Origin of the sequence: Streptomyces sp. NPDC015125 (assembly GCF_043080045.1) — a bacterium.
In the GTDB taxonomy this organism is placed as follows: domain Bacteria; phylum Actinomycetota; class Actinomycetes; order Streptomycetales; family Streptomycetaceae; genus Streptomyces.
In genome coordinates this window covers 20,995-44,147 of the sequence record NZ_JBIBVF010000003.1, presented here as the reverse complement: position 1 = coordinate 44,147, position 23,153 = coordinate 20,995, and the positions used below count along the sequence as shown (strand labels likewise).

16 protein-coding genes are annotated in these 23,153 nt (G+C 72.6%); 8 read left to right on the top strand and 8 right to left on the bottom strand.

Translation table 11 applies throughout. The features are described from left to right. Positions 1-33: 33 nt before the first annotated feature. Together ACF088_RS10080 and galE are read left to right on the top strand one after the other, a co-directional pair. Positions 34-1,686 (top strand): glycosyltransferase family 2 protein, encoded by a 1,653-nt coding sequence (locus ACF088_RS10080; protein WP_392375575.1) that lies wholly within the window; start codon positions 34-36, stop codon positions 1,684-1,686. Between the two features lie 51 nt (positions 1,687-1,737). Further along, a complete protein-coding gene (gene galE / locus ACF088_RS10075; RefSeq protein ID WP_392375076.1) occupies positions 1,738-2,715 on the top strand; it encodes a UDP-glucose 4-epimerase GalE in 978 nt (325 codons plus the stop codon). A gap of 80 nt (positions 2,716-2,795) precedes the next feature. Here the strand turns inward: galE and ACF088_RS10070 are convergent, their stop codons facing one another. The 3 genes from ACF088_RS10070 to ACF088_RS10060 all read right to left on the bottom strand — a co-directional run bounded on the left by ACF088_RS10070 (position 2,796) and on the right by ACF088_RS10060 (position 5,723). Continuing rightward, positions 2,796-3,068 (bottom strand): DUF1876 domain-containing protein, encoded by a 273-nt coding sequence (locus tag ACF088_RS10070; protein WP_392375074.1) that lies wholly within the window; start codon positions 3,066-3,068, stop codon positions 2,796-2,798. Positions 3,069-3,208: 140 nt separating this feature from the next. Beyond that, positions 3,209-3,592 (bottom strand): hypothetical protein, encoded by a 384-nt coding sequence (locus tag ACF088_RS10065; RefSeq protein WP_392375072.1) that lies wholly within the window; start codon positions 3,590-3,592, stop codon positions 3,209-3,211. Between the two features lie 175 nt (positions 3,593-3,767). Next, the gene (locus ACF088_RS10060) at positions 3,768-5,723 is read right to left on the bottom strand and encodes a glycosyltransferase family 2 protein (protein ID WP_392375070.1); all 1,956 of its coding nucleotides are present in this window, start codon (positions 5,721-5,723) and stop codon (positions 3,768-3,770) included. 111 nt (positions 5,724-5,834) lie between these two features. On the opposite strand from ACF088_RS10060, the gene ACF088_RS10055 reads away from it, so the two are divergent. Genes ACF088_RS10055 through ACF088_RS10045 form a run of 3 tightly spaced genes read left to right on the top strand, consistent with a single transcriptional unit; the run spans position 5,835 to position 10,140 of the window. Further along, positions 5,835-8,519: a YfhO family protein gene (locus tag ACF088_RS10055; RefSeq protein WP_392375068.1), complete on the top strand. Its 2,685-nt coding sequence runs from the start codon at positions 5,835-5,837 to the stop codon at positions 8,517-8,519. Between the two features lie 59 nt (positions 8,520-8,578). Then, positions 8,579-9,637 carry a glycosyltransferase family 2 protein gene (locus ACF088_RS10050; RefSeq protein ID WP_392375066.1) on the top strand — a complete coding sequence of 353 codons (1,059 nt, stop codon included), beginning with the start codon at positions 8,579-8,581 and terminating at the stop codon, positions 9,635-9,637. Further along, entirely contained in the window at positions 9,637-10,140 is a 504-nt protein-coding gene (locus tag ACF088_RS10045) for a GtrA family protein (RefSeq protein WP_392375065.1), read from the top strand. The genes ACF088_RS10050 and ACF088_RS10045 overlap by 1 nt, the downstream gene beginning before the upstream one ends. On the opposite strand, the gene ACF088_RS10040 is transcribed toward ACF088_RS10045, so the two are convergent. Both ACF088_RS10040 and ACF088_RS10035 read right to left on the bottom strand, forming a co-directional pair. Then, positions 10,098-12,302, bottom strand: coding sequence for a PIG-L family deacetylase (locus ACF088_RS10040; RefSeq protein WP_392375064.1), 2,205 nt, complete (start codon positions 12,300-12,302; stop codon positions 10,098-10,100). The two genes, ACF088_RS10045 and ACF088_RS10040, sit on opposite strands and share 43 nt — an antisense overlap. A 245-nt stretch (positions 12,303-12,547) precedes the next feature. Beyond that, positions 12,548-13,171 (bottom strand): TetR/AcrR family transcriptional regulator, encoded by a 624-nt coding sequence (locus ACF088_RS10035; protein ID WP_392375063.1) that lies wholly within the window; start codon positions 13,169-13,171, stop codon positions 12,548-12,550. A 146-nt stretch (positions 13,172-13,317) separates the two neighbouring features. Here ACF088_RS10035 and ACF088_RS10030 point away from each other — a divergent pair, with 146 nt between their 5' ends. Next, the gene (locus ACF088_RS10030) at positions 13,318-14,253 is read left to right on the top strand and encodes an ABC transporter permease (protein ID WP_392375061.1); all 936 of its coding nucleotides are present in this window, start codon (positions 13,318-13,320) and stop codon (positions 14,251-14,253) included. A 4-nt stretch (positions 14,254-14,257) separates the two neighbouring features. Beyond that, positions 14,258-15,082: an ABC transporter ATP-binding protein gene (locus ACF088_RS10025; RefSeq protein ID WP_392375574.1), complete on the top strand. Its 825-nt coding sequence runs from the start codon at positions 14,258-14,260 to the stop codon at positions 15,080-15,082. A 114-nt stretch (positions 15,083-15,196) separates the two neighbouring features. Here the strand turns inward: ACF088_RS10025 and ACF088_RS10020 are convergent, their stop codons facing one another. The 3 genes from ACF088_RS10020 to ACF088_RS10010 form a co-directional block, all read right to left on the bottom strand. Then, positions 15,197-20,152, bottom strand: a complete 4,956-nt coding sequence (locus ACF088_RS10020) for an NAD-glutamate dehydrogenase (protein ID WP_392375060.1) — start codon at positions 20,150-20,152, stop codon at positions 15,197-15,199. 459 nt (positions 20,153-20,611) lie between these two features. Then, positions 20,612-21,274, bottom strand: coding sequence for an HAD family hydrolase (locus ACF088_RS10015; protein WP_392375059.1), 663 nt, complete (start codon positions 21,272-21,274; stop codon positions 20,612-20,614). A gap of 93 nt (positions 21,275-21,367) precedes the next feature. After that, entirely contained in the window at positions 21,368-21,874 is a 507-nt protein-coding gene (locus tag ACF088_RS10010) for a DUF6912 family protein (RefSeq protein WP_392375058.1), read from the bottom strand. Between the two features lie 297 nt (positions 21,875-22,171). Here ACF088_RS10010 and ACF088_RS10005 point away from each other — a divergent pair, with 297 nt between their 5' ends. Continuing rightward, on the top strand, positions 22,172-23,107 hold the full coding sequence (locus ACF088_RS10005) for an Rv3235 family protein (RefSeq protein WP_392375056.1): 936 nt from the start codon (positions 22,172-22,174) through the stop codon (positions 23,105-23,107). Positions 23,108-23,153 lie beyond the last annotated feature (46 nt).

Sequence of the window (23,153 nt, the reverse complement as noted above, 5' to 3'; positions counted from 1 at the left end):
ATGCTGTCGACACGAAATGTAGATTCAGTGACTGTGAAAGAAGCCCTCGATCCGCTGACGGGGCCCACCATCACGCCTTCCGCTCAGGTCAGCATCGTCGTGATCGCGTTCAACGATGCCGGTCATGTCTGCGATGCGGTGCGCTCCGCACTCGCGCAGGGGCCTCCGGGCGAAACGGTCACCGAAGTGATCGCGGTGAACGACGCCTCCACCGATGGCACCGGCGCCGCCCTGGACGCCCTCGCCCACGGCGAGCCGCGGCTGAGGGTGATCCACCGCGACACGAACAGCGGCGGCTGCGGCACTCCGCGCAACGACGGTCTGCGGGCCGCCACCGGGCGCTTCGTGATGTTCCTCGACAGCGACGATGTGCTGCCCCCGGGTGCGGCCCGGGCGCTGCTGGCCGCCGCTTGTGAGCATGACGCCCCGGTCGCGGCCGGCGCCTGCGTACGCCGTGAGCTGCCCGCGCAGCGCGATGTCCCCTGGCAGCCGGGCCTCTACCGGGAGACGGCGGTGCACAGCTCCCCCGATGCCGGCCCGCAGCTGGTCCGGGACACGCTGTGCGTCAACAAGCTCTACGAGCGGGCGTTCCTCGACAAGCACGCCATCACGTTCCCCGAGGGCCGCTTCACCTACGAGGACTTCGTGTTCACGGCGCGGGTGCTGGCCGCCGCCCCGCGCATCGTGACGATCCCGGACCGGGTCTACATCTGGCATGTGCGCCGCTCGGCCGCCCGGCAGTCGATCTCGCTGGACCGCAACGACGTCGCCAACTGGCAGGCGCGGATCGCGGCGCACCGCGCCAGCGTGCAGATTTTCCAGGACGCCGGGCACAAGGCGCTGGCGCACGCCGCGGGCACCAAGTTCCTCGACCACGATCTGCGGATGTACGTCCGCGAGCTGCACACCCGCGGCGCCGACTACCGCGCCGAGTGGTGGCGGCTGACCCGCGACTACCTGGCCGGTTTCGACGAGGACGATCTGCGCGCGGCCCGTGCCCCGGCCCGTTGGCTGGCCCGGGTGGTGCTGGCCTCGCCGGCTCCCCGGGACCTGGAGCGGCTGACCCAGCTGGCGGCCCGGCCCGGCCGGCTGCTGCCGCCGTACGCGGAGGCCGACGGCCGCGCGGTGTGGTCCGCGGACCTGCCCGAGGTCGTGCTGGACGCGATGGGCACCAAGCCGATGCACCGGCTGCCGGTGACCATAGATGCCGAGCCGTCCCCTGACGGCCCCGGTGTGCTGCGGCTGCGGGTGCACGATCTGTACGGGCGGCTGGCCGCGTCCGGGCCGGAGAGCATCGACATCGAGCTGCGGCGGCGCCGGGACGACCGGCGCGGCCCGGTCCACACCGCCGCCCTCACCCCGGCCCCGGCCGTCGGCGGGTCGCAGGCCTGCTGGACCGCCGAGGTCGTACTGGATCTTGCGGCGCTGGCCGAACGGGGCGGCCCGCACTGCGCCGACCCCGAGCCATGGGACCTGATGGCGCAGGTCAGCTGTGCGGACGGGGCCGGTTTCCGCGCCGCGCTGCGGGCTCTGGGCCCGGGGCTGCGCCGCCGGGTGCTGCCCAGCCGCCGCCATGCCGTGCTGCTGGTGCAGCCGTATGCGACGACCGGCGGCGCCCTGTCCCTGCGGGTCGCCTCCGGCCTGCGCAGCGTGTGGCGGATCGCCGCCCGGCGGCTGCGCGGCTGAACCACCCCGGTCCTTTATCCGCACTCCTCTACCCGACCTAGGATGGGCACTATGTCTTACTTGATCACGGGTGGTGCCGGCTACATCGGCGCCCATGTCGTACGGGCCCTGCGTGAGGCAGGCGAGAGCGTCGTCGTGCTCGACGATCTGACGACGGGCGTGGCCGCCCGGATCCCGGAGGGCGTCCCCCTGGTCGTCGGCTCCACGCTCAACCGCGCGCTGCTCGATGCCACCCTCACCGAGCACGGCATCACCGATGTGGTGCATCTGGCCGCGAAGAAGCAGGTCGGCGAGTCCGTCGAGATGCCGCTGCACTACTACCGCGAGAATGTGCACGGTCTGCAGACGCTGCTGGAGGCGATGGCCGCGGGCGGTGTCGGCCGGCTGGTGTTCTCCTCCTCGGCGGCGGTCTACGGCATGCCGGATGTCGATCTGGTCACCGAGGAGACCCCCTGCACCCCGATCAACCCGTACGGCGAGACCAAGCTCGTCGGCGAGTGGATGGCCCGTGCGGCGGGCAAGGCGCACGGCATCAGCACGGCCTGTCTGCGCTACTTCAACGTCGCCGGAACGGCCACCCCCGAGCTGGCCGACACCGGGGTCTACAACATCGTGCCGATGGTCTTCGAGAAGCTCACCGAGGGCGCCGCGCCGCGTATCTTCGGCGATGACTACGACACCCCCGACGGCACCTGCATCCGCGACTACATCCATGTCGCCGATCTCGCCGAGGCCCATGTGTCGGCCGCCCGCAAGCTCGCCGAACCGGGTCCGGTGCGCGATCTGACGCTGAACATCGGGCGCGGCGAGGGCGTTTCGGTGCGCGAGATGGTCGATCTGATCACCGAGATCACCGGGCACCGAGGCGTCACCGCCGAGGTGACCCCGCGCCGTGCGGGCGACCCGGCCCGGGTGGTCGCGGCCGCCGACCGGATCGCCGCGGAGCTGGGCTGGAAGGCCCGCCACGAGGTGCGCGACATGATCACCTCGGCCTGGGCGGGCTGGCAGCACCACCGTCCGCAGGGCTGAGCGCGGGCCGCGGGCGCCGGCCGGCCGGGGAGGGCGGATCAGCGGGCCGGGGGGCGCGGATCAGGTCGGCGGGGCGCAGCTCACCTCAGCGGGTGCGACGTCCGGCCCGAGACCTCGTCGATCTCGTCGTGCGCCTTGGTCAGCAGCTTCATCGCCAGTTCGTTGAGCGCTCTGGCTCCCGCGACCTCCTCGCCGACCCTCGGCTGGTGGGAGTCGACGGGGTGGCGGCTGGCGTAGCCGTGGGCCCGTACCTCGCTCCCGTCGGGAAGCCGTACGAGGGCCGCGGCGCGGGTGCGGTGGGTGTCCTCCTCGAATTCCATGTCGACATGCCATCCGACAGCGGTCTGCAGCATCACGATCACCTCCGGAGCCCCTGCTTCCAGCGTGCGCCTGCCGGGCGGCCCTCGCACGGTGTGTCCGTGGCGGCACGGCCGCGCCCGGGGCGGGTCCTTGACCGGACTCCGCCCCGGGCGCGCCGATGCCGCCCGGCCGCCTACGGCTGGAGGGTGATCGAGTTGATCGGCGTGAGGTCCTTGTCGATGTAGTAGCCGGGCGAGAGGTAGCCCTGGCATCCGGTGCCGTTGTAGCCCGTGCAGGTCCGCATGGTCGCGCCCCCGGACTGGTTGTTGTAGATGCGGTGCATCCCGACCTGGTTGCTGAGGTTGTGCGCCCCGTAGCTGTAGTAGAAGAGCGACGGGTGGCCGCCGTTCCAGCCGGCGTTCTGCGGGTAGATGCAGACCGCGCCGTAGGGGCAGCCCTGGACGGTGCCGCCCGCCGCGGCCGCCGCGGTTCCGGCCGTTGCGACGACTGCGCCTGCCGGGACGACCAGCGCCGCGACGGCCATGGCCGCCATTGCGGCTCGTTTCCCTATGGACATGTGCGTTCCCCCTTGGTCATGTGGTCCCGCGAGGTGGTCGTCGCGGGTGCACCTCTGCAGGTGCCTGATGGTGGGTCAGCCTCGTCCCGCGGGGTGGATCGCACAATGTTTTTCGGCGGTAGCCGAATTGGCCCCGCCCTGGTTCGGCGGTAACCGAATCGGCGCCGCCCCGGCGTCAGCCGCGCAAGCGGCGCAGCAGTTTCTCGGGGAATCCGCCGCCGGGCACGGTGAGCGTCAGCGGCGTCCGCCCGTCGGCCGGGCCGCCGGCGGTCCGGACCGGCAGGTCACGGCGGAGCGGGCCCGCGGTCACCCGCAGGGACACCTGCCAGGTGCCCGGGGGGCCGCCGCGCAGCGCGGAGCGCACGGTGTAGCGGTCGCCGGCGCCTCGTTCGACCGTGGTGCGCAGCGCCACCGTGCGGGTCGCGTCGTGGAGGATCAGCCGCAGCTCGGCGTCCACCGGGCAGCCGGGCAGGGTGAGGTGCGCGGCGAGGGCGACCCGGCCCGAGCGGGTGCGGTCCGCCGTGCCCCGCAGGTCGCCGCCGAGCGGCCGGCGGGCCCCGTCCCGGTCCAGGTCGAGGTGGAGATGGCCGTGCGGTACGGAGCGGAAGAGTCCGGCGACGGTCGGGCCTGCCGGGCCCCGGCCGACGATCCGCGGTGCGCACTCCCGCTCGTTCGCCCCGCCTTCGGGGGCCAGCCAGGCCTCGCGGCGGAAGGCGGGCCCCGCCGCGCCCGCTCCGCCGTGCGCGGTGACTGCGATCTTGAGGCCCCAGATGCCGTCGGGCAGTGGCCCGCCGTCCGCGGCGGTCGCCGGGTCGACGGCGGCCTGCCACGCGCCGTCCGCGTACCGTGCCGGGACGCGGTGGGCGGCGCCGCTGCGCTGCAGCAGGATCTCGACGGTGTCGCCGCCGAGCAGGGGCAGGGCGGCGGTGCCCCGCAGCTGCAGGACGCCGCCGACCCAGCCCCAGCGGATCAGCCGCTGGCGCAGCACCACGCGGTCGGTGAGGTCGTAGCAGGCGTCGGGGAGGGCGTACTGCGGGTCGCGGAAGCAGGGGTATCCGGCGTAGACCCGGCCGTCGTCACCGAGGTGCGGCGGGTCCGGCTCTCGCTCGGTGTCGGCCCGGACGACGGCGGTCAGTGCCTCGTCGAGCCCGGCGCGCAGGCAGTGGGCGCGCAGCCGGAGCCGGGGCGGCAGGGCGGTCCGGACGCGGTCGGTGAGGTAGCGCTCGACGAGCGGGCGGGCGGCCGCGGCCATCCGCTGCCGGTCCGCCTCGTCGCGGGCGAGATAGGCGGCCCCGAAGGGCATGAGTATCTCGCCGTGGAAGTGCCGGATCATCAGCTTGTCGCGCTGTTCGCCGGGCGGGACCTCGGCGGCGAGGCCGTCGAGGACGGTGCCGATGTAGTCGAGGTACTCGCACCAGTCGATGTCCTGGCGGCTGGCGTTGCTGTCGTCGTCGCGGCCGTGCAGGTAGTAGCAGTCCTGGTCGGCGAGGACGGAGACGGCCTCGGCGCGCAGCAGGGCGGCGATCCCGAACGGCAGGTCCTCGCCCAGCAGTCGGCCCTCGACGAAACGCAGCCGGTGCTTTTCGAGGAAGGAGCGGCGGAAGAGCTTGAAGGCGGCCAGCGACCAGTAGACCGGGGAGTCGAAGACGGAGACCTTGTCGCTGGTGGTGCGCAGGTCGACGGGGGCGGCGCGGCCCTCGGCGCCGACGATCCGGCCGTAGACGACGTCCGAGCCGCACCGCTCGGCCATCTGGACGAGCCGGTCCAGCGCCTCGGGGCCGAGCCGGTCGTCGGAGTCGAGGAAGAAGACGTAGTCGCCGGTGGCGCGGTCCAGCCCGGCGTTGCGGGGCTTGCCCGGGCCGCCCGAGGCCTCCTGGCGCAGCACGGTCAGGTGGGGGTGCCGGCGGGCCTGTTCGTCCAGCCATCCGGCGCTGCCGTCGGTGGAGCCGTCATCGACCGCGATCACCTCGATCCGGCGCCGGTCCAGCGTCTGGGCGAAGACCGAGCCGAGGCTGCGGTCGAGGTAGCGCCGGGTGTTGTGCACCGGCACGATCACGGAGACGGTCGGCGTCGCCGTGGCATCCGGTCCGTCGCCGGCCGCGGCCACGAGGTCGTCAGGAACGGGCACCATGCCCTCCACTCTTTCCGCAATCCCCGAAATGCCCGGCGTCCCAGCCAGGCAAAGGGGGTGATTAAGACATATAACGTGGGGTGAACGTTCGCCGATCGTGGAGGAGTGCCGGTGGCTCCGACGCCCGCCACCCCACAAGAGGCGGTACGGTCCCTGGAGGTTGCCCGTCCTCTTCCCGTAGGTGAACGCCCGGCCGCAGCGCGCGGGACCCTCGGACACCGGACGGCGCCCTGGCTCGCGGCGGCCCTGTCCATGGGGGCGTACTGCCTCGCGCTCACCCTTTACGGCAGCTACCCCTTCGGCCCGCGCTCACGCGCCGTCAACGACCTGGGCAACCAGTTCGTCCCGTTCCACGCCCGGCTGTGGGACCTGCTGCACGGCACCACCAGCGGCGATCTGTTCTTCAACTGGAGCAGCGGCTACGGCGTGCCGTTCCTCGCCGACTTCTTCACCTACCTGATGAACCCCTTCTCCTGGCTCGTCGGGCTCTTCCCCCGCGCGCTGGCCGACCTGCCGGTCTTCCTGGTCACCCTGCTCGGCATCGGCCTGGGCGCCGCCCTGATGACCGTCTTCCTCGGGCGGCTGCGGCAGGGCTCCGGTCCGCTGCGGGCGCTGCTGTCGGTGGGGTACGGGCTGTGCGCCTGGGTACTGAACGACGGCTTCGCCGACCCGATGTGGATGTGGGGCCTGGTGGCGCTGCCCCTGACCGGGATCGCCGCGGACTGGTGCCTGCGCCGCACCCGCTGGGTGGCCGGCACACTGCTGGTCGCCCTCGCCTGGGCGGGCAACTTCTATACGGCCGCGATGGCGACCCTGGCGATGGCGCTGGTACTGGTGGTGCGGCTGCTGACGGCCGCCACGATGCCGTGGCGCGACCGGCTGCGGGCGCTGGCCCGCGCCGCCTCGATGGCGCTGACCGGCATCCTGCTCGCCGCGCCCGTCCTCACCGTCACCCTGGAGGCCAGCCGGGCCGCCCAGCCCGCCCCCGAGGTGTCCTACGACGAGCAGCCGTCGCTGCTCGACCAGTGGGCGCAGTTACTGCCGGGCGGCCATGCGGGGGCACCGGTCCCCAACATCTCCATCGGGGTCCTCGGGCTGCTGCTGGTGGCCGTCTTCCCGTTCGTGCGGGCCGTACCGCTCCGGGTGCGCGTGGGCTGGTACGCGCTGGCGGCGGGCGTCGCCACCTCCTTCGTCCTGGAGCCGACGATCCTGCTGTGGCACGGTTTCGCGCTGCCCAACGGCAGTCCGTACCGCGCCGCCTTCGTGCTCAGCGGCATCCTGGTGATGATCTCCTGGCTGGCGCTGGCGCACCGCCCGCTCCCCCGCGAGCTGGCCGCGGGCGCGGCGCTGGTCGCGCTGCTCGCCTGGCTCTGCCGCGACCAGGGCGCGGTCGGCACCGACAGCTGGATCCTGGTGGCGGGCGGCGGCGTGCCGGCCCTCCTGGGGCTGGCCGCGCTCGGCACGCCGCGCACCTCCCGCACCCGGGCCGCCGGCACCGCCGTGCTGGCCGGCACGGTCCTGCTGGGCTCGGCGTACACGGCGCTGTCGGTGACCGCGGCACGGGGCGAGATCGCCTGGTTCCAGCCCAAGATCACGTTCACCGGCCCCTCGCTGACGGCCCGGGACGGGCTGCTCGCCCGCGCCGACTGGCCGCACAGCCGCACCGACCCGGGCCCGCACGAGTTCGCCAACAACGACCCGCTGCTGATCGGCGGCGAGGGCGGCTCGTACTACAGCAGCTTCGCGCCCGCGGTCACCGCCCGCACCCTGCAGGGCCTGGGCGCCGGCTGGTACATGAGGGGCCGTCACACCCTCAGTTTCGAGGACCCGGTGGGCCGGGCGCTCATGGGCGTCGGCAGCTATCTGTCCCCGGTGCCGGAGCGCCGCGCCCTGTTCACCCCGCATCCGGCGCGCCCGGCCCCGCTGCTGACCGTCCGGGACGCCCTCCCGCGCCCCGCCGGCCGGGAGACCGTGTTCGCCCGCCAGGAGCGGGTGCTGGGCGCCGCCGTGTACGAGGTGCCGGCCCTGACGCCCACCGCGGGCGAGGCCCCGCTGCGCGACCGTGACGGCTGGCTGCTGCCCGGCGCGCGGCGACCGGCCGCGGGCACGAACGCCACGGGCACAAACACCGCAGGCGCGAACACCGCAGGCACGAACGAGGCGGGGACCACCTTCACCGTGCGGTGCACCCCGGGCAGCACCGCCCTGTGGTCCGCCCCCTGGTTCTCCGGGGAGGTCAGCGGCCTGGGCCTGAGCACCACGGGGACCGGCAGTCACGACGTCACCGCGAATCCGCTGCGGATCCTGGGCCGGGTGCCCGCGGACGGCACCGTGGCGGTGCGCTTCACCGGCCGGGGCCGGCAGCACATCCCGGAGCGGGCGGTCGGCTGCCTGTCCGGGCGCAGACTGACGGCGGCGGTGAACGCGCTGCGCGCCCGGGGCCCGGTGGAACTGGCCGCCGGCGGCCATCGGCTGACGGCGCGGCTGCGCCCGGGCAGCAAGGGCAGCGCGGTGCTGGCGCTGCCCGCCGTCCCGGGCTGGGGCTGTGCGGTGGACGGCGGACCGCTGCACGCGCCGTCCTCGTTCGGCGGTCTGCTGGCCGTCCCGCTGGGCCCGGGCGCCGCCCGGCTGTCGTGCTCCTACCTGCCGCCGGGCCTGCACACGGGGCTTGCGGCGAGCGGCGCGGCGACGCTGGCGGTTGCCGTGGTGGCGGTTTTCGGCACCGCGCGCGGCCGGCGGCGCCTTCACCTCACCACGCCACGCCGGACACATCATGACATTCCCACAGATTTGTAGAATTACCTTCCAGGGGACGGTGCCTGAGCCGCCCCTGACCCCGGCGAAAAGGCCTGCTCATGAAGCTTTCCATCGTCGTCCCCTGCTACAACGAAGAGGCCGTCCTGAACCGTTTCGACGAGACGGTCCGCGCGGTCCTCGCCGGGCTCGCCGTCGAGTACGAGCTGTGTTACGTGGACGACGGCAGCGCCGACGGCACCCTGGCCCGGCTGCGGGGCCTGGCCCAGCAGCACCGCGGCACCACCCGTTACCTCTCCTTCAGCCGTAACTTCGGCAAGGAGCCCGCCATACTGGCCGGCCTGCGGGCGGCGACCGGCGACGCGGTGATCCTCATGGACGCCGATCTCCAGCATCCGCCCGGGCTCATCGAGACGATGCTCGACCTCTACCAGCTCGGCCACGACCAGGTCGTCGCCAAGCGCAGCCGGACCGGCGACCGGCGGCTGCGGACGGCGCTGAGCAGGCTCTACTACCGTGCCGTCAACAAGTGGGTCGACGTCGAACTCACCGACGGGGTGGGCGACTTCCGGCTGCTGTCGCGCAAGGCGGTGGACGCGCTGCTCTCGCTGCCGGAGTACAACCGCTTCTCCAAGGGCCTGTTCTCCTGGATCGGCTTCGACACCGTCACCTTCGACTACTGCAATGCCGCCCGGGAGGCCGGCGAGACGAAGTGGCGCTTCGGCTCACTGGTCAACTACGGCATCGACGGCATGCTCTCCTTCAACTGCCGCCCACTGCGGCGGGCCCTCTACACCGGGCTCGGCCTGGCCTCGCTCGCCGCCGTCTACACCCTGTGGATCGTCGGCACGGCCCTCGTCGGCGGCGTCACCGCGCCGGGTTATGTGACGCTGGTGGCCATCATCGTGGGCCTGGGCGGGCTGCAGATGGTGATGCTCGGGCTGATCGGCGAGTACATCGGGCGGATCTACTACGAGGCCAAGCGGCGGCCGCACTTCCTGGTCAAGGAGAGCAACGCCACCGTCCCCGCCACGGCACCGGTCCCCGCCACGGAGTCCGTTCCCGCCACGGCGTCCGTTCCCGCCACGGCGTCCGTCCCTGCCGCGGCCCCCGCCCCCGGTCCGGCGGGCGCCGCCACCGCCGGTGCACGGGCCCGCTGATGCGCACTCTGCCGACGTCCGGCCGCCCCGGGGGCCGGATCGTGCGCTTCGCCGCCGTCGGCGGGGTCAACACCCTGACGTTCTCCTCCTGTTACCTGGCGCTGCACCACCTGCTGCCGTACTTCGCGGCCTACACCGCCGCCTTTGCGGTGAGCATGACCGGCTCGTTCTTCCTGCACACCTACTTCACCTACCGCACCCGCCCGACCTGGACGAAGTTTCTGCTCTTCCCGCTGACCCAGGTCACCAACTACGGGGTGCAGAGCGCGGGGCTGGTGGCGCTGGTGGGCTGGTGCCGGATGAGCACCACGGTGGCGCCGCTGGTGGCGGCGCTGTGCGCGCTCCCGTTCAGCTATCTGCTCTCCCGGCGCATCCTGCGCCCGCCCGCCCGGACCGGCCCCACCGCGCAGACCGGCCCCACCACCCCGGCCGGCCCCACCGCGCAGACCGGCCCCACCGCTCAAGCCGGCCCGCCGCCCGCCCGCTCCGGCGGACCCGCCTGAGCCCGCCAGCCCCCGAACCGCACGGACTGCCCGACCGACGTCTGACGCGCCGTGTACAGCCTGCCGTCGAGGCCCAGTGCGACCACCACCGCCCGCCCGACGGCATCCTGGGCGACCCCGGCCGCCGCCGAATGCGCGACCCGGCCCCGCTGCCAGGGCCCGGGGCCGTCCTGGGCCATCGCCATCCGTACCTCGCCCGCGTCATCGCGCACCGCGAGCACCATCCGGTCGCCGCTGCCGACCGGCGCCGCCGCCACCCGCCCGTAGCCGCCGACCGCCGCGCAGCGCGCCGAGACCCGCCAGGCACCGATCATCCGCTGCCGCTCGGCGATCAGGACCTGGGCGGTGGCCGACCGCCGGAAAACGGCCCGCACCGCGCCGTCGGCCACCGGGACGAGGCTGACCGGGCCGCCCGGCTGCGGCAGCCCGGTGGCCGCGGCCGGCCGCGGGAGCTGCCCCGGCTCCTTCGACACCCAGTGCTGCACGGTCCCGACGGTCGGCGCGGCCAGATGGATCAGCCCCTCGGAGTCCACACAGGCATCCAGCCCGTCGACGATCCGCGGTGAGGCCTTCAGCGTGCTGACCGGCCCCTCCAGTCGCTGCCACCGCGACCAGTGCCTGCCGTGCGGGCCGCCGCGGTGGGCGACATCGCCGTCCCAGGTGCGGACGAAGACATGCACCGTGCCGTCCGGGGTGGCCACCGCCGCCGGGAAGCCGGTCTCCAGCGACCGGACCGGGTCCGGGTCCGGGGAGCCCAGCGACTCCCAGCGCGCGAAGACGGGCACGCCGTCCGTGGTGGTGCCGGTCTGCGGTGCGGTCAGCAGGTCGCGGCGGTGGGCGGCGTTGCGGCCCGGCAGCACGGTGCGGGAGGCGAACAGCTGGAGCGCTCCGCCGGGGCGGCGCACCACCTGGATCTGACCCTGCAACAGCTCACCGCCGACCGGCACCGGCGCACCGAAACTCCCGCTGCCCGGACGGGTCTCCGCCCAGCAGTACGCCGTCTGGCCCAGCACCGCGAAGGCGGTGAGCCGGCCGTCCCCGGCCGGGCGCAACCAGGCGTTGGAGCCGGGTGCGCGCAGCCGGGTGCTGCGGGTCCAGTTGCGGGAGCCGCCGTTGAGCGCCGAGCCGCCCACCTTGCGGTCCCCGCAGCCCGCCGGGTCGCCGCAGGCGCGGTGGTCGGCCCAGCCGTAGACCGACAGCAGCCGGGCCTTGCGGCGGGCGGCCTCGAAGTCGAGGTCGTGGGGCAGCACCCCGTCCTCGTAGCCGAGGTAGTTCTCCACGATCGCCGGGCGGCCGCGGCCCCCGTACGCGGCCAGCGCGGCCTCGGCGAAGTAGGCGGAGGCGGTGTGGTCCTGGTGGTCGTAGTAGCGCAGCCCGGCCGGCCGGGGGGCGCCGTCCGCGCCGGCCGGCGGCCGTTTCGGGGAGTGCACCGCGTTCGGGTCCAGGGTGCGCACGACCGTGGGCCCGACCCGGTCGAGCACCGCCACCAGGGTCTGGACGACCTGGTCGCGGGTGTAGTGGAACTGCCGCTTCACGGGGGTGCCGGCGGGGCGCAGCGTGGGGAGGGTGCCGGTGGCTCCCAGCCACAGCCCGCGCAGACTCCTCGCCCGGGCCTGCCAGACCGCCCTGGCCTCCACCAGCCCCAGGAAGATCAGCTGGTGCTGCGGGGCGTCGCGCAGCGTCTGGATCTCCACCTCGAAGCCGGGGAGCAGGGAGAGCGCCGCGACGTCCCAGGGGGCGGCCGGGTCGCCGGTGGCCATCACGGCATGGGCGGCGCGCAGTCCGTTGGCCCGCGCCCGGGAGAAGGCGGCCCGGTCCTGGGGAACCCGGGCGGGGTCGTGGGCGCGCCGGCTGACGTTACGGCCGTCCGCCTCGCCGCCGGTGAGGCAGACGGTGACCGAGCGCGCCCCGCTGCGCAGCGACTGCTCCAGCTCGGGGTTCATGAAGTACAGACCGTCATCGGCATGGGCGATGACCTGCAGGAAGGACTGGTCCGCGGGGTTCGTCAGCGGCCGTCCGGGACCTGCCGGTCCGGCCGTACCGACACCGTCGTCCGACAGCCGGGCCCAGACGCCCACGCCCGCCGTCGCGGCGAGCACACCGGCGCCGGTGGCCTGGAGCAGCCATCGGCGGGACACACGGGGCGGGCGCGCAGCTGACACCCCCTCAGTATTCGGGCGGCCACGGGATCCCGCTCACCCGGCAACTCGTGTCGTGACTCGATGGGTGAACGGGGCCGGCCCGCCCTCCTGGCACTCGGTCCGCCGTCCCGCGACCGCGGTCCGCCGTCCCGGCGCCCGGGCTGCGGTCGCCACGCCCGGTCCGCCGCCTCGGCGCCCGGTCAGCGGTCTCACCGTCCGGGCCACCGTCCCGGCGCCCGGTCCGCCGTCGTGCCCGGTCGCCCGTCTCAACGCCCGCCGAGCGCGCCGACCACCGCCGCCGTCAGCTCGTCGAGATAGCCGGGCGGCACCGCGTCGCGGACGACCAGCAGCCGCCAGTACAGCGGCCCGGTCAGCAGATCCAGGGCCAGCCGGCCGTCCGCTCCGGCCGGGATCTCCCCGCGCTCGACGGCGCGCGCCACCATCGCCGTGGCAACGCCCTCCTGGCTGTCGTGCAGCGCGGCCTTGAGCGCACTCGCCAGCTCGGGGCTGCGGGCCGCCTCCGCCAGCAGGTCCGGAATGATCTGCGAGGCCATCGGGTGCCGCAGCGCCCGGGCCGCGACCTCCAGCAGGATCCGGACGTCGCCGGACAGCGAGCCGGTGTCCGGTGTCGGCATGCCCGCCGCGGCCACCGCGGAGACCACATCGAGCACGAGGTGCAGCTTGGAGCGCCACCGCCGGTAGACGGCGGTCTTGCCCACCCCCGCCCGCCGTGCGATGCCCTCGATCGACATCCGGGCGAAGCCCACCGCGGCGAGCTCCTCGAAAACCGCGGCACGGATCGCCTCGGTCTTGTCCTCGCGTAGTACGGCGGCGCCTGCCGGGGTCCGGCGCACCGCCGTGGAGTCGTTCCCGCTGCCGTCTTGTGCCATGCCTTGAGCATAACGTCACGACGCTACGGTTGCGTTTCGACGTGAGCTCCCTTTAGTGTCGACGTCGCGACGATACGGCCCCGTTCCGTCGTATGGCCCCGTTCTCGTTCCCCCGCCCCCGTACGCAAGCGAAAGCGGCCTCCTCCATGCCCCAGACCCTCGCGCCCCCGGCCCCGACGCCCGCCCCGGCGCCCGCCTCCGGCGCCCGCCCCGATCCCGAGCTGCGCGCACTGGCCGAACGCCACGGCCTCACGGTGAGCGGCGCCCGCCCCTCGCTGCCGGAGTACACCCGCCAGCTGTGGCACCGGCGGCACTTCATCACCTCGTTCGCCGGCGCCAAGCTCACCGCGATGTACACCACCGCCAAGCTCGGCCAGCTCTGGCAGGTACTGACCCCGCTGCTCAATGCGGCCGTCTACTACTTGATCTTCGGCGTGCTGATCGGCACCAAGCGAGGCGTCCACGACTTCGTCCCGTTCCTGGTGACCGGCGTCTTCATCTTCACCTTCCTGCAGAACTCGGTGATGGCCGGCACCCGGGCGATCTCCGGCAACCTCGGCCTGGTGCGGGCGCTGCACTTCCCCCGGGCCTGTCTGCCGATCTCGTTCTGCCTGGCACAGCTCCAGCAGCTGCTGTACTCCATGGGCGTGCTCGTGGTCATCCTGCTGTGCTTCGGGCAGGTCCCGACCTGGTCATGGCTGCTGGCCGTGCCGGCACTGACGCTGCAGTTCATCTTCAACACGGGCCTGGCTCTGATCATGGCCCGGCTGGGGTCGAAGACCCCGGACCTGGCGCAGCTGATGCCCTTCATCATGCGGACCTGGATGTACGCCTCCGGCGTGATGTTCAGCATCAACCTGATCCTCCAGGGCAAGCACCTCCCGCAGTTCGTGGTGGTGCTGCTGGACGGCAACCCCGCCGCGGTCTACATCGACCTGATGCGCTTCGCCCTGATCGACAGCTTCAAGGCGAACCAACTGCCGCCGCACGTCTGGGCGTTCGCGGCCGGCTGGGCCCTGCTGGCCGGTGTCGCGGGCTATGTGTACTTCTGGAAGGCAGAGGAGCGGTACGGACGTGGCTGAGGTCATGACGGAACAGAGGAACGGCACGGACGTGGCCGAGCACACGAACGGCAGCCGGCCGGCCGAGGCCGCCGAGGCCCGGATCCCGACCGTGATCGCGGACGATCTGCACATCGTCTACCGCGTCTACGGCACCGGCGCGGGCAAGGGCAGTGCCACCGCGGCGCTGAACCGGATCGTCCGCCGCAAGCCCTCCTCCGGCGTGCGCGAGGTGCACGCGGTCAAGGGTGTCTCCTTCACCGCCTACCGCGGCGAGTCGATCGGCCTGATCGGCTCCAACGGCTCGGGCAAGTCGACGCTGCTCAAGGCGGTCGCCGGCCTGCTGCCCGCGGAGCGCGGCAAGGTCTACACCCACGGCCAGCCCTCGCTGCTGGGCGTGAACGCGGCCCTGATGAACGACCTGACCGGCGAGAAGAACGTCGTCCTCGGCGGCCTGGCCATGGGCATGAGCCGCGAGCAGGTCCGCGAGCGCTACGACGGCATCGTCGACTTCTCCGGCATCAACGAGAAGGGCGACTTCATCTCGCTGCCGATGCGCACCTACTCCTCCGGTATGGCGGCCCGCCTGCGGTTCTCCATCGCCGCGGCCAAGGACCACGATGTGCTGATGATCGACGAGGCGCTGGCCACCGGCGACCGCAGCTTCCAGAAGCGCTCCGAGGCCCGCATCCGCGAACTGCGCAAGGAAGCCGGCACGGTCTTCCTGGTCAGCCACAACAACAAGTCCATCCGCGACACCTGCGACCGGACCCTGTGGCTGGAGCACGGCGAGCTGCTGATGGACGGCCCCACGGACGAAGTGATCAAGGCGTACGAGGCCCACCGCTAGGCGGTGTCCGCGTGAACGGGAACGGCCCCGGATGAACGGCAACGGCGCCGGAAGGATGAACGGGAACGGCCCCGGAAGCATGAGCTTCCGGGGCCGTCCGCCGTGGTGGTGGCGTCAGCTGTGGGTGCGCAGCAGCGTCCGCATCGTCCTCATGGCCACGGACAGGTTCGCCAGATCGAACCCTTCCGAGCCGTAGATCTCCTCCAGCGTCGCCCGCGCACGGCTGAGGATCGCCGCGTTGGCCTGCTCCCAGGCCTTGAACCGCTGCTCCGGCGTCGAGGTGCCATTGCCCTCCGACAGCACATCCGCGGTCAGCGCCGCATGGGCCGCGAAGAGGTCCTCGCGGATCGAGGCGCGGGCCATCGACTGCCAGCGGTCGTTGCGCGGCAGCTCCAGGATGCGGTCGAGGAGCTGGTTGATCCGCAGCCGCTCGCCCAGGTCGTAGTAGACCTCGGCGACATCCAGCGGCTCCTTGCCCATCCGGTCCGCGACGGCGACGATGTCCAGCGCCGGGAAGACCGAGGAGAAGCCGGACACCTGGACGGCCAGTGCCTCGGGCACGCCCGCGGCGGTCAGCTCCTCCAGGATGGTCTGGAACCACTCCAGGTCGCCGCCCTGCAGCAGGTTCGGCAGTTCCTTCCAGAGCCCGGCGACCCGCTCGGCGAAGAAGTCGATGGTCTCCGACAGCTCCAGCGGCTGCGGGCGGTTGTTGAGCAGCCAGCGGGTGCCGCGCTCGACCAGCCGCCGCGAGTGCAGCCGGATCCGGGTCTGGACATCGGCCGCGACGACATTGTCGAGCGCCTCGACGTCGTCCCAGACCTGGTTCAGCCCGAAGATCACCCGGGCCGCGGTGTGCGCCCGCACGACCTCTTCGAGGGAGGCCCCGGTCTCCTCCCGCATCCGGTGCAGGAAGCTCGTACCACCGGTGTTGACGGTGTCGTTGACCAGCACCGTCGTGACGATCTCGCGGCGCAGCGCATGCCCGTCGACCTGCTCGGCGAAGCGTTCGTGCAGCGCCGAGGGGAAGTAGGCGTGCAGCAGCCGCTGGAGGTAGGCGTCGTCCGGCAGCCCGGTCTGGATCAGCGCCTCGGCGACCGTGATCTTGGTGTAGGCCAGGAGCACCGCGGTTTCGGGCTGGGTCAGTCCGCGGCCGGAGTTCAGCCGCTCACGGATCTGCCGGTCGGTGGGCAGGAACTCCAGCGCCCGGTCGAGGTCGCCGTCGCGCACCAGGCGGCGCATGAAGCGCTGCTGGGCGTTGAGCATGCTGGAGGACTGGGCGAGGGCCAGTGCCAGGGCGGTGTTCTGCGCGTAGTTGTTGCGCAGCACCAGCGCGCCGACCTCGTCGGTCATCTCGGCCAGCAGCTTGTTGCGCTGCTTGACCGTCATATCGCCGTCCGCGACCACGGAGTTGAGCAGGATCTTGATGTTCACCTCGTGGTCGGAGGTGTCCACACCGGCGCTGTTGTCGATCGCATCGGTGTTGATCTTGCCGCCGGCCGTGGCGAACTCGATCCGGCCCAGCTGGGTCAGCCCCAGGTTGCCGCCCTCGCCGACGACCTTGACCCGCAGGTCCTCGCCGTTGACCCGGATGGCGTCGTTGGACTTGTCGCCCACATCGGCGTCGGACTCCGCCGAGGACTTCACATACGTCCCGATGCCGCCGTTCCACAGCAGGTCGACCGGCGCCTTGAGGATGGCCTGCATCAGGTCGGCGGGCGTCATCTTCTTGACCCCGGCGTCGATGCCGAGGGCGGCCCGCACCTGCGCGTTGATCTGGATGGACTTGGCCGAGCGCGGGTGGATGCCACCGCCCTGGGAGAGCAGCTCGGTCTGGTAGTCCGCCCAGGAGGAGCGGGGCAGCTCGAAGAGCCGACGGCGTTCGGCGTAGGAGGTCGCCGCGTCCGGGTTCGGGTCGATGAAGATGTGCCGGTGGTCGAAGGCGGCCACCAGCCGGATGTGCTCGCTGAGCAGCATGCCGTTGCCGAAGACGTCACCGGACATGTCGCCGACGCCGACCGCGGTGAAGTCCTGGGTCTGGGTGTCGTGGTCCAGCTCGCGGAAGTGCCGCTCGACCGACTCCCAGGCGCCGCGGGCGGTGATGCCCATGCCCTTGTGGTCGTAGCCGGCGCTGCCGCCGGAGGCGAAGGCGTCACCGAGCCAGAAGCCGTACGACTCGGCGACCTCGTTGGCGATGTCGGAGAACGTCGCGGTGCCCTTGTCGGCGGCGACGACCAGGTAGGTGTCGTCCTCGTCGTGCCGGACGACGTTCTGCGGGTGGACGACCTCGCCGCCGACGAGGTTGTCGGTGATGTCCAGCAGACCGGAGATGAAGGTCTTGTAGCTGGCGATGCCCTCGGCCAGCCAGGCGTCCCGGTCCTGCGAGGGGTCCGGGAGCTGCTTGCCGACGAAGCCGCCCTTGGCGCCGACCGGCACGATGACGGTGTTCTTGACCATCTGCGCCTTGACCAGGCCGAGGATCTCCGTACGGAAGTCCTCCCGGCGGTCCGACCAGCGCAGACCACCGCGCGCGACCTTGCCGAACCGGAGGTGGACGCCCTCGACCTTCGGGGAGTACACCCAGATCTCGTACGCCGGGCGGGGCGCCGGCAGGTCGGGGATGGCCTGCGGGTCCAGCTTCATGGACAGGTAGGCGTGCGGCCGGCCCTGGCTGTCCTTCTGGTAGTGGTTGGTGCGCAGCGTCGCCTTGATGACGGTGAGGAAGGAGCGCAGGATCCGGTCCTCGTCCAGGGAGGCGACCTGGTCGAGCGCGCCGTCCAGTTCCTCCAGCAGGCCGTCCGTCAGCTCCGTGCCGGCCCGCTGCCGGCCGGGGGACATCCGCGCCTCGAAGAGGGAGACCAGCAGCCGGGTGGTGTGGACGTTGTTGGAGAGGGTGTCCTCCATGTACGTCTGGCTGAAGGTCGCACCGGCCTGCCGCAGGTACTTGGCGTAGGCCCGCAGGACCATCGCCTGGCGCCAGTTGAGGCCCGCCCGCAGCACCAGCGTGTTGAAGTTGTCGCTCTCGGCCGCGCCGGTCCACACCGCCGTGAAGGCGTCCTGGAAGCGCTCGCGGGCGTCGTCACCCTTGACGTGCTCGGGCATCCGCAGCCCGAAGTCGTAGACCCAGGCGATGGTGGAGTCGGCGCAGCGCAGCTCGTGCGGGCGCTCGTCGACGACCTCGACGCCCAGGCGGTTCAGGCCGGGCAGCACCCGCGACAGCGAGACCGGCTCGCCCCTGCGGTAGATCTTGAAGCGGCGCTCGCCGGGGCCCGCGCCGACCGGCTCGTAGAGGCTGACGGAGAAGTCGCGGCCGGGCTCGCCGGTGAGCTTCTCCAGATGCTGGAGGTCGGCGACGGCGCTGCGCGGGCTGTTGTCGGCCTTGTAGCCCTCGGGGAAGGCGTGGCCGTAGCGGCGCAGCAGCTCGGCGGCGCGTTCCTCGCCGACCTCGGCGGTCAGCGCCTCGCCGAAGCCGTCGGCCCACGAGCGGGCGGCCTCCACCAGCCGGCTTTCGAGGCGGTCCGCATCGGCGTCGGTGAGCTCGGGAAGGCTGGCGCCGGGCTCGACCCGGATGACGAAGTGCAGCCGGGAGAGGATCGACTCGGTGTTCCAGGCGGTGAAGTCGACGCTGGTGCCGCCGAGCTCCTCCTTGAGGATGTCGATCAGGCGCAGCCGCACCGCGGTGGTGTAGCGGTCGCGCGGGAGGTAGACCAGCGCGGAGTAGTAGCGGCCGTACTCGTCCTGGCGGAGGTAGAGCCGCAGCCGGCGGCGTTCTTGCAGGTAGAGGACGCTGGTGGCGATGGACCGCAGCTCGTCGACGGGCGTCTGGAACAGCTCGTCGCGCGGGTAGGTCTCCAGGATCTGCAGCAGGTCGCGGCCGTCGTGGCTGTCGGGGCTGAACCCGGCGCCCTCCAGGACCTCGGCGACCTTGCGGCGGATGACCGGGACCCGGCGCACGGACTCGGTGTACGCGGCCGAGGAGAACAGGCCCAGGAAGCGCCGCTCACCGATGACATTGCCCTCGGCGTCGAACTTCTTGACGCCGACGTAGTCGAGGTAGGAGGGGCGGTGGACGGTGGCGCGGCTGTTGGCCTTGGTCAGGATGAGCAGCTTGTGCTCACGGGCCTTGGCGCGGGCGTCCGCGGGCAGCCGGTTGAAGGACGGCGAGACGGGGTGCCCGTCGGCGCTCTCGTGGTGCGGCGGGTCGGCGCGCAGGATGCCCAGGCCGGTGCCGGGCACGGCGGTCAGCACGTCCTCGTCGACGCCGCCCTCACCGGGCACCGACGCCAGTTCGTACTCGCGGTAGCCGAGGAAGGTGAAGTGGTCGGCGGACAGCCACCGCAGCAGCTCCTGGGCCTCCTCGATGTCCTCGCCGCGCAGATCGTCGGCGATCGGCTCGGCGGGCAGCTCATCGGCGATGCGGCCGGCGGCGGCGCGCATCTTCTCCCAGTCCTCGACGGCCTCGCGGACGTCGGACAGCACCCGCAGCAGATCCGTGGTGATCTGCTTGAGGTCCTCGCGGTCGGTCTCGCGGTCCATCTCGACATGGATCCAGGACTCGGTGACCGCGTCGTGCGGCAGCTTCGCGCCCTTGCCGTTCCTGCTGTGCGCATCGCAGTTGGAGTCGAAGACCTCGATGAGCTTGCCGGTGACATCACGGCGGACGATCACCTGCGGGTGGATCACGACATGGATGCCGCGCCCCTGCCGGGAGAGCTCGTTGGTGACCGAGTCGACCAGGAACGGCATGTCGTCGGTGACGACCTCGACGACGGAGTGGCTGCAGGTCCAGCCGTTCTCCTCGACCGTCGGGGTGTGCACCCGGACGTTCGCGGTGCCCTGAGGACGCATCTCCGCGAGGCGGTAGTGGGAGAGTGCGGCGCCGAAGACGTCGACCGGGTCGCGGCCGGTGAGGTCCTCGGGCGCGGTGTGCAGGTAGTAGCGCTGGAGGTATCCCGCGAGGGTGTCCGGGTCGAGCCCCCGTACCGGGTGCTTACCCCCGGCCGGGCTGCTCTCTACGACCCGGGCGGCCCTGGCGAGCAGCTCGGTTTTGGCTTCGTCCAGCTTGGTCTGCATGTCCTCTGGCTCCTGTCGCGCGCCGTTGCGTGACGTTGTGGAAGAACGTGATGGAAGCCGCACAACGCCGCCGCGACGCGAGGTGTCCTGTCGCTGTCGACGCTATGCCGCAATGAGAGAGGGCCGTGCCGTTATCGACAGTTCTTGACGAAGTCGACGGGGAATGTCGGCCGCAAAGACCAGCGACCGCCCGGTCACGGTGGTGCCCCGGGCGCACGGCAGGGGCCTCGATGCCCCCGCGGGTTATCGCGCTGATCACGGTGCAAGGCTATCGCTCCCCACACGGTTGCCGTCATGGGCCTTGTGCGTACAAATCCACGGCCCGAACTTAGACCTTCTGGACAACGGCGCGGCGGGACGGAATGTGCCTGGTGTCGCGCCGCCCGCAGGCCCGGCGGCCCCGCACAGGAGCGGCGCAGGGGGACACCTGCCCGGCACACCCACAGCGGCCCGACGGGTCTAGACGGCTATGCCGCCCGCCAGCTCGACCGCCTCGGCGAGCGTGTCCACCACCGGCACCCCGGCGGCCGCCAGACTCCCCCGGCTGTGCGATCCGCCCGTGTAGAGGACCGCATACGCACCCGCGTCCCGCGCGGCCACGGCATCGTCCACGGCGTCACCGATCACCACCGTGCGCGCCGGATCCACGCCCTCCATCGCCGCCAGATGCCGCACCATATGCGCGCTCTTGGTACCCCCGGACGGCCCGGTCCTGCCTTCCACCAGCACAAACCGCGACTCGATCCCGAAGTCCCGCACGATCGGCAGCAGCTCGTCGTGCCCGTACATGCTCAGAATCGACTGGCTGCGTCCGGCCGTCTGCCACCCCTCCAGGAGCATGTCCACGCCCTCGGCGAGCTCACAGCCCAAGCGATGCGTGCTGTAGTGGCGGTGGAACGCCTCGTCCATCACCAGCCACTCGGCGTCCGTCGGCAGGCGTCCCATCAGCCGCTCGTAGAACCGCGGCACGGGCACGCAGTACAGCTCCCGGTACGCCTCAAGGGTGATCGGCTCCAGCCCGATCTCCGCGAAGGCGGAGTTCGTCGCCCCGATGACGGCGTCGATGTCATGGAACAGGGTGCCGTTCCAGTCCCAGACGATGTGTGTCGCGTGCTTCCCCATGTGGTCCCCCACGTCGTTTCCCGTGCGTTTCCCCTGAAGAAAAAGTACCCGCCGCCACTGACAACGCGGCCGGACCCGCGGACAACCCGCCTCTCACCCGATCAGATGCGGGATCTCCTGCATCCCGAACCACATCAGATCGTGGTCCTCCGCGCCGTCCACCGTGAACTGCGCATCGTCATCGCCCTGGTCGGCCGCGCCGAGCGCCGCGGCGGCCGCCGCGATGTCCGCCTCCGCGTCCGCGGCATCCACATGCACCGCCGCGGCCTTCGACAACGGCACCGGCCCGGCGACCCGCACCTCGCCCAGCGCCGACTGGTCGAGCCCCCGGTCCGGATCCGCCACCGCGGCACCGTCCGCCACGTCCACGGCCACCACCACGCGCCGCCGCGCGAGGTCCGGATGCCCGGCGAGCAGCCGCAGCGAGGCCTGCGCGGCGCGGTTCAGCGCGGCGTACTCCAGCTCCTCGATGTCGTCCGAGACGTACCACTCGCGCAGCGCGGGCGTGACGGCGTACGCATCCAAGGGGCCGGGGCCCAGCTCGCCGTTCTTGTGCGCCTCTGCGAGACCGGAAAGGGTCAGGGGAACATAGACGCGCATGGCAGCCGCTTCCACTCGATTCGCTCGACTCCGAAGATTGTCCCGCCAGCATACGGGCGCGAGTCCCCCATCGTGCCGCCCCCGCACCCCCCGAGCCGCCCGCCCGGAGCCCGGCCTCCACCCCGCTCCCGAGGCCTCGCCGCAAGCCCGCGCCACGGACGGGTGAACTCTTCACCCCCTTCGTCCCGGCCCCTTCGCGCCTTGCTGACGCCCCGATCGCGCCGGTACGAAGTTCCCCACCAAGAAAGCTACTGCCCAGTAATTCACGGGCCCGGCACCACGGGGGCGATCAGCAGCATGACCGGCACGAACGGCACCACGGCGAACACCACACCCACCGCCACCGGGCGCACCACCGCACCCGCCGCACCCACCGCACCCGACATCGGCGAACGCCACACACGCCCCACCGCAGCCGCCGGCAGCGAGCACACCGAACGGCCCGCGACGCCCGCTCCGTCCGCTCCGTCCGCAGGCACCACACCTGCTCCATCCACCGGCACCGCACCCGCTCCATCCGCCGACGGCACGCCCGCTGCATCCACCGGCGCCACGGACGACGACGGCCCCGGTACGCGCCCCACCGGCGCACCGGGAACGGCCCCCACCGCCCCCCGGCCCCGCCGCGCCCCCGCCGACCGCCGCCCCCTCGGCCCCGCCGGGAGCGGCCCCGGCTCATCCGGCCGGGGCGCCGGCCCGGGGCGTCGCGGCCCCGCCGGCCGCGGCCCCACCCGCAGCGCCCCGCACCCCGGCCGCCGCCCCGCCGCCCTGGCCGCCGCCGCGAGCCGGCGGACCGGCACCTTTGCCCCGGCCACGCCCGTGAACGCGGCCGGTGTCCCGTTGCCGACCGCCGCGGCGCAGCGCCGGGCGCACGAGAGCCGGCCGCATCACTGGTTCGCCCAGCAGCTGGTGCTCGCGCTCAGCGGACAGCGCCCCGTGCACGCCCTGCTGGGGCATGCGCTGCCCGCCGCCTACGACCGGCTGGCGGAGCTCGCCCCGCAGGAGCCGCTGCGGCCGGTCACGGCGTTCGGCCGGCGCGGAGAGGCCCCCACCGTGCGCGACTGCGGACTGTGCCGGCCGCGCCGCGGCGTCATCGAGGCCTTTGCCCGGATCGCGGCGGACGGGCGGCTGCGGGCCCTGGCCTTCCGGCTGGAGCTGGGCGCCGACTCCCGGTGGCGCTGCGCCGCCCTCGACATCGGTCCGTGCCCGGCCGTCCCGGGCCCGGCCTGCTGACCTGCCCGGCAGCGCACCTGCCCGGCAGCACAAGGGCGCCCCGGCC